Consider the following 11642-nt stretch of genomic DNA (forward strand, 5'->3'; position numbering starts at 1 on the left):
CCCTCAAACCCACAGCTTCTTGATGTCACGCCCGCCACAGGTCAGGTTGACCAGCGCACGGGTCATCATGATGGCGGTGAACATCGAGGTGAAAATCCCGAGGGACATGGTGACCGCAAAGCCCTTGACCGGGCCGGTACCCATGGCAAAGAGGATGCCGCCGACCAGCAATGTGGTCAGGTTGGCATCGACGATCGCCGAATACGCCCGGTTGAAGCCTTCATGAATCGCGCGCTGCACCGACATGCCGGCAGCGAGCTCTTCACGGATACGCGAGAAGATCAGTACGTTGGCGTCGACGGCCATACCCATGGTCAGCACGATCCCGGCGATGCCTGGCAAGGTCAGGGTAGCCCCCAACAGCGACATCAACGCCAGCAGCAAGACCATGTTGCCCGCCAGGGCGATGGTCGCCAGCACGCCGAACGCGCGGTAGATGGCGATGATGAACAGCGAGACGAACAGCATGCCCCACAGCGACGCATCGATACCTTTGGTGATGTTGTCGGCACCCAGGCTCGGGCCGATGGTACGTTCTTCAGCGAAGTACATCGGCGCGGCCAGGCCACCAGCACGCAGCAGCAGAGCCAGTTCGGACGATTCGCCCTGCCCGTTCAGGCCGGTGATGCGGAACTGGCTGCCCAGCGGCGACTGGATGGTCGCCAGGCTGATGATCTTCTTCTCTTCCACGAAGCTCTGTACCGGCACGTCCTTCTCGACGCCGTTGACAGTCTGCTTGACGTAGCGGGTAATCGGCTTCTGCTCGATGAAGATCACCGCCATGCTGCGCCCGACATTGCTGCGGGTCGCGCGGCTCATCAGCTCGCCACCATGGCCGTCCAGGCGAATGTTCACCTGCGGCCGGCCATGCTCGTCGAAGCTCGCCTGGGCGTCGGTAACCTGGTCACCGGTGATGATCAGGCCACGCTCGACCTGGGCGGAACGGCCGCCCTCACGGAACTCGAAGACCTCGGTAGTGGCCCTGGACGCACCCGGCTCGGCACCGAAGCGGAACTCCAGGTTGGCCGTCTTGCCGAGGATACGTTTGGCTTCGGCAGTGTCCTGCACACCTGGCAGTTCGACCACGATGCGGTTGGCGCCCTGGCGCTGAACCAGCGGCTCGGCGACGCCCAGCTCGTTGACGCGGTTGCGCACGGTGGTGAGGTTCTGCTTGATCGAGTACTCGCGGATCTCGGCGACTTTCGCCTGAGTCAGCGCCAGACGCAGCACAGCGGTTTCATTACGTTCGCTGGTGGTCAGGTCGAAATCACTGAAATTCTTGCGGATCAGGGCACGTGCCTGTTCGCGGGTGGCATCGTCGGCGAAGCCCAGCATGATCCCGCCATCCTGCTGAGGCAGGCTGCGGTAGCGGACGCGCTCTTTGCGCAGCAAGGTCTTGACCTCGCCTTCGTAGACTTTCAGGCGGGCGCTCATGGCCTTGTCCATGTCCACTTCCAGCAGGAAGTGCACACCACCGGACAGGTCCAGGCCCAGCTTCATCGGGCTTGCACCCAGGTTACGCAGCCATTGCGGAGTGGTTTGGGCCAGGTTCAGGGCCACGACATAATCATCGCCCAGTGCCTTGCGCACTACATCCTTGGCTGGCAACTGGTCTTCCTGGTTGCTCAGGCGCACCAGCGCACTGCCCTTCTCACCCAGGCTCGCACCTTTGACGGTGATACCGGCTTCGGTCAGCGCCTTGCTGACGCGGTCGAGGTCGGCCTGGTTAACCTGCAGCGCCGAGCTGGCACCGCTGATCTGCACCGCCGGGTCATCCGGGTAGAGGTTGGGAGCGGAATAAATAAAACCGATCGCCAGTACCATCACGATCAGTGCGTATTTCCACAGAGGGTATTTGTTCAGCATCACGCCGCCCGTTCAAGACGCGGGGCGCGTTGCGCGCCCCGACTGGAAAAAAAACCGGTAACTCAGATAGCCTTGAGCGTACCTTTTGGCAGGGTCGCGGCAATGGCGCCCTTCTGGAACTTCAGCTCGACCGTGTCGGACACTTCCAGCACCACGAAATCATCGGAAACCTTGACGATCTTGCCAGCGATGCCGCCGTTGGTGACAACTTCATCACCTTTTTGCAAGTTGCTCAGCAGGTTCTTCTGCTCTTTGGCACGCTTGGCCTGCGGGCGCCAGATCATCAGGTAGAAGATGACCAGGAAACCGACCAGGAAAATCCACTCGAAGCCGGTGCCGGCTGGGCCAGCGGCGGGTGCAGCAGCGTCCGCATAGGCGGCGGGGATCAAGAAGCTCATTGGGCACTCCAGTTGCGTAAGTTTTAATTAGATGGTGCGAACAATCAGTCCAAAGGCGGCACAGGTAGCCCGCGCTTGGCATAGAAGGCGTCGACGAAGGCGGCCAATTTACCCTGTTGAATAGCCTCGCGTAAACCGGCCATCAAGCGCTGGTAATGGCGCAAGTTGTGGATGGTATTCAGCATGCTGCTCAACATTTCGCCGCACTTGTCCAGATGATGGAGATAGGCGCGGGAGAAGTTTGTGCAGGTGTAGCAATCACAGGTCGGATCCAGCGGCGAATCATCGTGGCGATGGAACGCGTTGCGGATCTTGATCACCCCTGTATCGACGAACAGATGGCCGTTGCGCGCATTACGCGTCGGCATCACGCAGTCGAACATGTCGACGCCGCGGCGCACACCCTCAACGAGATCTTCAGGTTTGCCTACCCCCATAAGGTAACGAGGTTTGTCAGCAGGCATCTGATCCGGCAGGTAATCCAGCACCTTGATCATTTCGTGCTTGGGCTCGCCCACCGACAGACCACCGATGGCCAGGCCGTCGAAGTCGATATTGACCAGCGCTTCCAGCGACCGCATGCGCAAGTCCTGGTACATGCCGCCCTGAACGATGCCGAACAGCGCCGCGGTGTTGTCCCCGTGGGCGTTCTTCGAGCGTTGCGCCCAACGCAGCGACAGCTCCATGGAGGTGCGCGCCACGTCGTGCTCTGCAGGGTACGGTGTGCACTCGTCGAAGATCATCACGATGTCCGAACCCAGGTCGCGCTGCACCTGCATGGACTCTTCAGGGCCCATGAACACCTTGGAGCCGTCCACTGGGGAGGCGAAGGTCACGCCCTCCTCCTTGATCTTGCGCATGGCGCCCAGGCTGAACACCTGGAAACCACCCGAATCGGTCAGGATCGGGCCTTTCCACTGCATGAAATCGTGCAGGCCGTTGTGCTTCTTGATCACCTCGGTGCCCGGGCGCAGCCACAGGTGGAAGGTGTTGCCGAGGATGATCTCGGCACCAATGGCCTCGATGTCACGTGGCAGCATGCCCTTGACCGTGCCATAGGTGCCCACCGGCATGAACGCCGGGGTCTCGACCGTGCCACGGGGGAACGTCAGGCGGCCACGACGGGCCTTGCCGTCGGTGGCCAGCAGTTCGAAGGACATTCGACAGGTGCGACTCATGCTTGATCCTCTGGGCCGCGTGGCGCCGGATTGCGGGTGATGAACATGGCATCACCGTAACTGAAGAAGCGGTACCCCTGCTCGACCGCCGCCGTGTAGGCAGCCATGGTCTCGGGGTAACCGGCGAATGCCGAGACCAGCATCAGCAGCGTGGACTCCGGCAGGTGGAAGTTGGTGACCAGAGCATCGACCACATGGAACGGCCGGCCCGGGTAGATGAAAATATCGGTATCGCCGCTGAAGGCCTTGAGCACGCCATCGCGCGCAGCGCTTTCCAGCGAGCGCACGCTGGTGGTGCCGACCGCAACCACACGGCCACCCCGGGCCCGGCAGGCCTCGATGGCATCGACCACATCCTGGCTCACTTCGAGCCACTCTTTATGCATGTGGTGGTCTTCGATCTTGTCGACCCGCACCGGCTGGAAAGTGCCCGCGCCGACATGCAGGGTGACGAAGGCACGTTCCACGCCCATGGCGGCGATCTTGTCCAGCAGCGCTTCGTCGAAGTGCAGGCCCGCGGTCGGTGCGGCTACGGCACCAGCGCGTTCGGCGTACACGGTCTGGTAGCGCTCACGGTCGGCGCCCTCGTCCGGGCGGTCGATGTAAGGCGGCAGCGGCATGTGCCCGACACGTTCGAGCAACGGCAGCACCTCTTCGGTGAAGCGCAGCTCGAACAGCGTGTCGTGGCGGGCAACCATCTCGGCCTCGCCACCGCCGTCGATGAGGATCACCGCCCCTTCTTTGGGGGCCTTGCTGGCGCGCACATGGGCGAGCACGCGGTGGCTGTCCAGTACCCGCTCGACCAGCATTTCCAGCTTGCCGCCGGAGGCTTTCTGGCCAAACAGCCGCGCCGGGATGACCCGGGTGTTGTTGAACACCATCAGGTCGCCGGGGCGCAGGTAGTCGAGCAGATCGGTGAATTGTTTGTGCGCCAGCGCCCCGCTCGGCCCATCGAGGACCAGCAGTCGGCTGCCATGGCGCTCGGCCAGCGGGTGGCGGGCGATCAGGGAATCGGGGAGTTCGAAGGAAAAATCGGCGACGCGCATGATGATGTTCGGGTTCGGCAGGGCCGGGAAGTTTAGCCCAATGTGTGAAAATTGACCATGAAAGCCGATTGACCGACCAGAGGTAGCTCTCTATACTGCGCGCCACACGCCCTGATGGCGGAATTGGTAGACGCGGCGGATTCAAAATCCGTTTTCGAAAGGAGTGGGAGTTCGAGTCTCCCTCGGGGCACCAAAATCCGGAAAAAACCGACCTTATGGTCGGTTTTTTTATGCCTGCGGTTTGACCAGCAAGCTCCTGGGCCAGTGCATCGTCATGCGCCCAAGCAAACGCCGAGTATCGCTACACAGGCAAATGCCTCGGCGCAGCACACTGCGCGCCCGTTACCATCTTGCAGGCACGGGGCATAGGTTCACTAAGCAGCCCCGTGAAATCATGAGGGTCTCCCGGCCTTGATCCATTCCGTTACCTGCCTCATGGTCAGCCGATACCTGGCGCAGTTGTGCAGCGCCAGGATATCCAGTTCAGCCTGCAACAGAGGCTGAAACTGCCTTTTCTCGTCCTCTGAAAAAGGCAGCCCGGCTACCACCGAGCGGACAGTGAGCCTGTCGCGTACGACGGCACCAATCGTCTCGTTCAACACCTCTCGATACTGCAGGCGCACGGGGTCTGGAACCCCCATTGCTTCAAGCATCACGCCATACTTGCTGATCGACCTGCGATAGACCCAGACAAACAGATCCGCTGCCATCGCCATATCACGCTGCTCATACACCCCCATCATCGCCAGCGCATAGTCCTGCGGGTTTACGTCCAGGAACGACAAAGGCGAGCAGTTATAGAGCATCAGCGGTATGTTCGCCGCCAAACGACTTGTGCGCTTGTTGCCATCTTCGAAGGGTTGCAGGTAGGCCAGGTTTATCCACAAGAAGAATGCCGCCTCGATGGGATTCTTGATCTGCCGCGCCTTGTCGAGTATCAAGTCGAACATCTCTTCCAGCAGTGAGGGCACTTGGGTTGGGAAGTAGGTAGTCCCGCTGATGTTCACGACTGTCTGGCGAATACTGCCCAAGGCATTGCTGTCTGCTAGCAGATCCTGCATCAGCAAGCCATGCAGGTTGCGGATGACGGCTGAGTTGAGCCCGTATTCAGGTACTGCATCGACCATGAATTCGATGGCCGCCTTGTGATTGAGCAGCATCACCGCATCGAGATCTCCCTGCGTCACACCACTTTCGAACAGCTTCTTGGTGTCGAGCAGCGTATAGCGGTTGCCTTCCAGACGTGAAGACGACCATGACAGGTCAATCAACAAAGGTTCGAGTACTTTGCGCGCGTAGGTGCCGGCTGGCTGCTGCCCCCTCATCCGGCCTTCAGCCTCTAGCGCAGCCGTCAAGCTGGGTGGCAGCCAGGCAGTCTGGTTCGGCTCGTAGCTGTCTACAAGGTCGCGCTGATAGGTGACGACTTCGCGCATTGCCAATGGACGGGTCAACGACTTGCGCAGGGCGAGGCTCGCAGGCGACCAAGGCAGATCAGCGGAAGGAGACTGCGCAGACGCACTGTCTGGCAATCGAGCATCTGCCGTGACCAGCCGGTAACGCGTGATGCGTCCGTCCTTCTCGCGCTGAACCTGGCCCGCCTCCAACAATGCATCGAGGTGACGCTTGACTGTGGCCCAACTTGCATCGAGACGCTCGGCGATCTCACGCGATCTTAGGCTCCGATCCTCCTGAAGCAGTTTCAGAATCTTGTTCAGCAATGTCATGGCGTCTCCGGATGCAGCTCAATACAGCTCAATGCAGCTCAATATAGCTCAATACAGCTCAATCCAGCTCAATCCAGCTCAATCCAGCTCAATCCAGCTCAATCCAGCTCAATCCAGCTCAATCCAGCTCAATCCAGCTCAATCCAGCTCAATCCAGCTCAATCCAGCTCAACGAGCTGAGGCCATTTCACTTTTGAATGCAAGCCCTTTTCAACCCGCAGTTTTTGACGCCACCCCAATGGCCACGGGCTCTCCAGCCATGCCTGGAATCTATTGGCCAGCACCTTTGCCCCCACCTAAGATGTCATTCGTCGGATATACACAGAAAGTATTGATGGCGTAATAGCACTTCGCCATAGTCGCGCTCCCATTTCTCGATATCTGTGCCAATCATGAAATCAACTGTGCCTTGCCTGGCAGCAATGATGCTGCTCAGTGGGTGCAATGGAGTGCCAACGTCCTACGTGTCGGACCCAGTCTACGATCAGGCGTTCGTGGTCACCTCCGGTGCACCGCTGCCGATGTTGCTGATGGCCACCGCCATCCAGTGGAACGAAGACTACGCAGTAACCGCCAAGCACACCCCCTTCCTGCGCAACGTGGTCCATGAAGGCCTGGGTGATGTGGTGTTCTTCAAGCACAAGGCGGCGCAGGTGCCGCTCTGGCGGCAGTACGTGCCAGGCGAGTCTGTGACAGCGGTCGGCTTCAACAGCCTGATGATGCCCGTGCAGGGCAAGGGCCACACCCTGGCTTCGCTGGTACGCCTGCAGGGCACGCCAGGCAGCGTGTTCTATTCGGTGCACGACGGCCCGATGGTCAAAGGCATGTCCGGTGGCCCGGTGTTCGCCGACGACGGCAAGGTCGTGGGGATCAATGTCGCTTTCATCGCCAAAGATGAAATCGATGCGCGCAGCCGGCCGGACCTGGCCGACAAAGAGCGTGTCAGCGTGTTCATGTCGTATAGCGAAATCGACAAGGAATGGCGCCGCTTCCAGTACCTGGCCGATAAAACCAAGCCCAAGGCCGCGCCTGCCGCGATCAAAGGGTATGTCGCTGTGGCCGCCAAACCTTGAATTGAACCTGGGCTCAGGCCAGCACGACTCATGCAAACGGGCCTGCCACGGCAGGCGCAGAAGGGCAAGAGGGTCGCGCTGGCGAGATCAAAACGTCTTGCAACAACCACCCGCGAACCTTCTTCGACCCTCGACGTCCGATCCTGCATCCCCCTTTCGAGGTTCCCCGCGTGAAAGAAATCATCGCCCGCAAGTATCGCCTGGTGGTGAAGACCTTCGGCTACATCGGCTGGTCGCTGTTCTGGCTGCTGATCTGGGACGTGCTGGTCACCATCGATTTCATGCTGTTCTTGAACAGCAAATTCACCCTGCCATTGATCCCGCTGACACTGCTGGGTTCGGCGCTGGTAGTGCTGGTGAGTTTTCGCAACAGCAGCGCCTACAACCGCTGGTGGGAGGCGCGTACCTTATGGGGCGCGCTGGTGAACAGTTCACGCAGCTTCGCCCGGCAGACGCTGACGCTGATCGACGACACCGACGACGGCCTGAACCCGGTCAAGGCCACCTTGTTGCGCCGGCATATCGCTTATGTGAACTGCCTGGCAGCACACCTCAAAGGCGAAGCCTGCCCAGACGAGCTGATGGCGTTCATTCCCCCAGGAGAGTTCGAGCGGCGCAACCGTTCGAACAATTTCGCCAACGATATCCTCAGTGGCTCGGCGGCCCTGCTTGCCCGCGAATACAAGGCCGGGCGGCTGGACAGCATCCGCCTGGCGCGGCTGGAATCGACGCTGGTGGACCTGTCCAACGCCCAAGGCGGCATGGAGCGTATCGCCAACACGCCGCTGCCCTACCCTTACGTGTACTTTCCGCGGCTGTTCATCTCGTTGTTCTGCCTGATCGTGCCTGTGGGCCTGGTCGAGTCGCTGGGCTGGTTCACGCCACTGGCGTCTACCGTGGTGGGGTTCATGCTACTCGCCATCGAGCGGATCGGCACCGACCTGCAGAGCCCGTTCCGCTTCAGTGAACACCAGATCCAGATGGACGCCATTTGCGAGACCATCGAGCGCAACCTGGAGTCGATGCAGCGTGAAGCGCAGTGCGGGGAGTTAGGCGCCGAGGCGTTCAGGCCCGCACATAACGCTGGCGCATGACATCACTGAATACGTCCACCAGCAGCACCAGGACCAGCATGGCCAGGATCACCGTGCTGGCCTGGGCCTCCTGGAACAGGCTCAGCGTGGTATAGAGCATCTGCCCCAGCCCCCCTGCGCCAACGAGGCCAAGCACACTGGCCATACGGATGTTGTTTTCCCAGCGGTACAGGCTGTAAGCCAGCAACTGCGGCCACAGGTTGGGCAAGGTGCCGAAGCAGAACGCCGCCAGTTGCCCGCCACCTTGCAGGCGAATCGCCGCCGCCGGCTCGGCCGGGGTATTTTCCAATGCCTCGGCGTACAACCGGCCAAGCACACCTGCCGTGTGCAGAGCCAGTGCAAGCGTCCCGGCATTGGGGCCAAGCCCTGCGGCCAGTACCATCAGCGCCGCCCATACCAGCTCGGGGATGGCCCGCAGGGCATTGAGCAGCAGGCGCGCCGAAGCCTGCAGCGGCCAACCGAAACGCCCCGCTGCGGGCAATGCCAACAGCATGCCCAGCACCATTGCCAGCAGCGTACCCAGCCCGGACATGGCCAGGGTTTCCAGGGCACCGCGCGCCACCGCTTGCAGATGTTCGGGGGTAACGTCCGGGTGCAGAAAACGCCCGGCATACTCGGCCATCTGTCCCAGCCCGCCGTTACCCACCAGCGCCTGCAGGTCCAGGTCCAGGTAGCTGAACGAGGCGACTACCGCGCCAACCAGGGCAGCCATCACCAGCAGATTGATCACGCGGCCCATGCCAATCGCCCCCGCAGGAAGCGGCTGAGCAGGTCGGCCAGCAGCACCAGGCCAAAGAAGGCGAGCAGCATGCTCGCCACCTCACCGCCTGCGAACATGCGCATCGACAGGTCGATCTGCTGGCCCAGCCCCCCAGCACCCACGAAACCCATCACCACCGAGGCGCGCACCGCGCACTCCCAGCGGTAGACGGTGTACGACACAAGCTCGGTGCCAGCACTGGGCAGGATGCCGTAGAAGAAGGCGGTCAGCCGGCCACTGCCCGCTTGCAGCAGGGCATGCGCCGGGCGCTGGTCGACCGACTCGAAAATTTCCGCATAGACCTTACCGAGCATACCGCTGTAGGTGATGGCGATGGCCAGCACCCCCGCCGTTGGCCCCAGCCCTACCGCGCGCACGAACAGCAACGCCCAGACGACCTCGGGGACACTGCGCAGGAAAATCAACAGCCCCCGCACCGGCATCCTGAGCAGGCGGGACCAAGCCCCGGAACGGCCGCCGCGAGAGGCTGCGCGCAACGACAAGGCGCGGCTGGCCAGCAAGCTGGCCGGGATTGCCAGCAGCAGCGCAAGCACCATGCCGGCAGTGGCCACCGCCAATGTCTGCAGGGTCGCCTCGTAGAGCAATTTGAGGAACTCGCCATCATGCGCCGGCGGCCAGAAGGCGCTGGTGAAGCTGGCGATCTGCTGGCGGTTTTCCGCTTGCAGCAGCACACCCGGGTTCAGCTCGCTCAACTGCGCCCCAGGCCACAGCAGGGCCAGCGCAACCAGGGCGACGAACAGGCGCGGTACAAACGCCGGATCCCGGGCGCTGGCTTTCAGCATCGCGGAATCTGCACAGCCAAGGTCGGCGCCTGGGGCAGTGGTGACCCCAACTGCTCGTTGGCGTAAAGCGCATCGAGCATCTGCTCGGTCACAGCCTCGGCAGAGCAGTCGAACGCCACCCTGCCCTCTCGAATGCCGATAACCCGCGGGAAATGCGCCAAGGCCAGGTCCACTGCATGCAGGCTGGCTACCAGCGTCACGCCGTGAGCTTGAGCATGGCGGTTGAGCAGGGCCAGACTGTGCTCGGCCAGCACGGGGTCCATCGCTGACACCGGCTCATCGGTCAGCAGTACCTCGGGCCGCTGATACAGCGCGCGCGCAATGCCGACGCGCTGCAACTGGCCCCCGGAAAGCTGCCCGCACTGGACGAACAGCTTTTCCGCCAAGCCCAGCTCGGCCAGCACCTGGCGTGCCCCCTGCACATCGGTGGGGTACACGAGGTTGAGCAGCGAACGCAACGTACCCCACTGGCCCAGACGCCCGGCCAGCACGGCAGTCACCACCCGCTGGCGAGGCGGCAAGGGCGGCGCCTGATGTACCAGGCCGACCCTGGCGCGCAGCCGCTGGCGAGCCTTTGCCGACAACGCCCAAGGCTGCTCACCCAACAAATCCAGGCGCCCTGCGCTGGGCTGTACGGCAGTGGCCATCAGGTGCAGCAGGCTGGATTTGCCGGCCCCTGAAGGGCCGATGATCGCAACACGCTCACCCTGGGTGATACGCACAGACACCGAGTCAAGCGCGCGAACCTGGCCGTGGCGCAGCCCCGCGTCGAGCAGCGTGATAGTCACTTGAGCAGGCCGGCCTCACGTGCCGCCTGCTCGGTGCCCTGGTAGTTCTCAGGCTTGGTTTCGATGAAACGGCTGGCGGCCTGCAGGTCGAGGATCTTCTTGTGCTCCGGGTTCGAAGGGTCCAGGGCGAGGAAGGCTTGCTTGATCTTGTCTTTGAGCGCTGGGTCCATGTTGCCGCGCACGGTCCAGTTGTAGTCATAGTAGGTCGGGGTGGTCGCAAACACCTTGACCTTGCTGGTATCGACCTTGCCGGCATCGACCAGCTTCTGCCAGACGCTGGCGTTGAGCACGCCACCATCGACCTTGCCGGACTGGACCCAGGCCACGGTTGCGTCGTGGGCTCCGGAGTAGGCGACGCGGCTGAAGTAGCCCTCAGGCTTGATGTTGTCTTGCTTGAGCATGAAGTAGCGCGGCATCAGGCTGCCAGAGGTGGACGAAATCGAACCGAAGGCGAAGGACTTGCCCTTGAGGTCGGCCAGGCTCTTCACCTGCGGGTTGGCGGTGATGAACTTGGAGGTGAACTGGGCATCCTGCTCACGCTGCACCAGCGGCGTGGCGGTCGGGTCTTTGAGGTGCACCTGAACGAAGGTGAAACCACCCAGCCAGGCCAGGTCCAGACGGTCGCTGGCCAGCGATTCAACCACTGCCGGGTAGTCGGCCACCGGCACGAACTTCACCTGCATGCCCAGTTGCTGGGACAGGTATTTGCCCAGCGGCTCGAACTTGCGCAGCAGCTCGGTCGGCGCTTCGTCGGGAATGGCACTGACCCGCAAGGTGTCAGCGGCCTGCGCTACAACGGCACAGCAGGACATCACGAGGCCGGCGGCGAGCGCCAGAGGGCGTTTGAGCATGGGATTCTCCGGTTCAATAGCGGGGAAAGTGTCAGCGATAGGCAGACGGAGATGGATTATA

12 protein-coding genes and 1 tRNA gene are annotated in these 11642 nt (G+C 61.9%); 4 read left to right on the plus strand and 9 right to left on the minus strand.

Annotated features, from left to right (window positions below; all coding sequences use genetic code 11):
• Positions 1-3 precede the first annotated feature (3 nt).
• The 4 genes from secD to queA form a co-directional block, all read right to left on the minus strand.
• Positions 4-1866, minus strand: coding sequence for a protein translocase subunit SecD (secD, locus tag OSW16_RS22470; RefSeq protein WP_267818605.1), 1863 nt, complete (start codon positions 1864-1866; stop codon positions 4-6).
• 62 nt (positions 1867-1928) lie between these two features.
• On the minus strand, positions 1929-2264 hold the full coding sequence (gene yajC, locus OSW16_RS22475; protein WP_008092587.1) for a preprotein translocase subunit YajC: 336 nt from the start codon (positions 2262-2264) through the stop codon (positions 1929-1931).
• Between the two features lie 44 nt (positions 2265-2308).
• On the minus strand, positions 2309-3424 hold the full coding sequence (gene tgt, locus OSW16_RS22480) for a tRNA guanosine(34) transglycosylase Tgt (protein WP_241804434.1): 1116 nt from the start codon (positions 3422-3424) through the stop codon (positions 2309-2311).
• 14 nt (positions 3425-3438) lie between these two features.
• Entirely contained in the window at positions 3439-4488 is a 1050-nt protein-coding gene (gene queA, locus OSW16_RS22485; protein WP_241804174.1) for a tRNA preQ1(34) S-adenosylmethionine ribosyltransferase-isomerase QueA, read from the minus strand.
• A gap of 108 nt (positions 4489-4596) precedes the next feature.
• On the opposite strand from queA, the gene OSW16_RS22490 reads away from it, so the two are divergent.
• Positions 4597-4681, plus strand: a tRNA-Leu gene (locus OSW16_RS22490).
• A 199-nt stretch (positions 4682-4880) separates the two neighbouring features.
• Here OSW16_RS22490 and OSW16_RS22495 read toward each other — a convergent pair.
• Positions 4881-6212, minus strand: coding sequence for a Fic family protein (locus OSW16_RS22495; RefSeq protein WP_267818610.1), 1332 nt, complete (start codon positions 6210-6212; stop codon positions 4881-4883).
• Between OSW16_RS22495 and OSW16_RS22500 the strand changes: the two genes are divergently transcribed.
• The 3 genes from OSW16_RS22500 to OSW16_RS22510 all read left to right on the plus strand — a co-directional run bounded on the left by OSW16_RS22500 (position 6196) and on the right by OSW16_RS22510 (position 8379).
• Positions 6196-6555 carry a hypothetical protein gene (locus OSW16_RS22500; RefSeq protein WP_267818612.1) on the plus strand — a complete coding sequence of 120 codons (360 nt, stop codon included), beginning with the start codon at positions 6196-6198 and terminating at the stop codon, positions 6553-6555. The two genes, OSW16_RS22495 and OSW16_RS22500, sit on opposite strands and share 17 nt — an antisense overlap.
• Before the next feature lie 82 nt (positions 6556-6637).
• The gene (locus OSW16_RS22505) at positions 6638-7285 is read left to right on the plus strand and encodes a trypsin-like peptidase domain-containing protein (RefSeq protein WP_267824095.1); all 648 of its coding nucleotides are present in this window, start codon (positions 6638-6640) and stop codon (positions 7283-7285) included.
• 170 nt (positions 7286-7455) lie between these two features.
• Entirely contained in the window at positions 7456-8379 is a 924-nt protein-coding gene (locus tag OSW16_RS22510; RefSeq protein ID WP_267818614.1) for a bestrophin family protein, read from the plus strand.
• Here the strand turns inward: OSW16_RS22510 and phnE are convergent.
• The 4 genes from phnE to OSW16_RS22530 are packed head-to-tail and all read right to left on the minus strand — an operon-like array spanning position 8351 to position 11581.
• The gene (phnE, locus tag OSW16_RS22515; protein ID WP_267818616.1) at positions 8351-9118 is read right to left on the minus strand and encodes a phosphonate ABC transporter, permease protein PhnE; all 768 of its coding nucleotides are present in this window, start codon (positions 9116-9118) and stop codon (positions 8351-8353) included. The two genes, OSW16_RS22510 and phnE, sit on opposite strands and share 29 nt — an antisense overlap.
• Positions 9106-9942 carry a PhnE/PtxC family ABC transporter permease gene (locus OSW16_RS22520; protein WP_267818618.1) on the minus strand — a complete coding sequence of 279 codons (837 nt, stop codon included), beginning with the start codon at positions 9940-9942 and terminating at the stop codon, positions 9106-9108. Before OSW16_RS22520 ends, phnE begins: the two co-directional genes overlap by 13 nt.
• Entirely contained in the window at positions 9936-10730 is a 795-nt protein-coding gene (locus tag OSW16_RS22525) for a phosphonate ABC transporter ATP-binding protein (RefSeq protein WP_241804157.1), read from the minus strand. The genes OSW16_RS22520 and OSW16_RS22525 overlap by 7 nt, the downstream gene beginning before the upstream one ends.
• Positions 10727-11581: a putative selenate ABC transporter substrate-binding protein gene (locus OSW16_RS22530; RefSeq protein ID WP_267818621.1), complete on the minus strand. Its 855-nt coding sequence runs from the start codon at positions 11579-11581 to the stop codon at positions 10727-10729. Before OSW16_RS22530 ends, OSW16_RS22525 begins: the two co-directional genes overlap by 4 nt.
• Positions 11582-11642 lie beyond the last annotated feature (61 nt).

It is taken from the genome of Pseudomonas putida (genome assembly GCF_026625125.1).
GTDB lineage: Bacteria > Pseudomonadota > Gammaproteobacteria > Pseudomonadales > Pseudomonadaceae > Aquipseudomonas > Aquipseudomonas putida_X.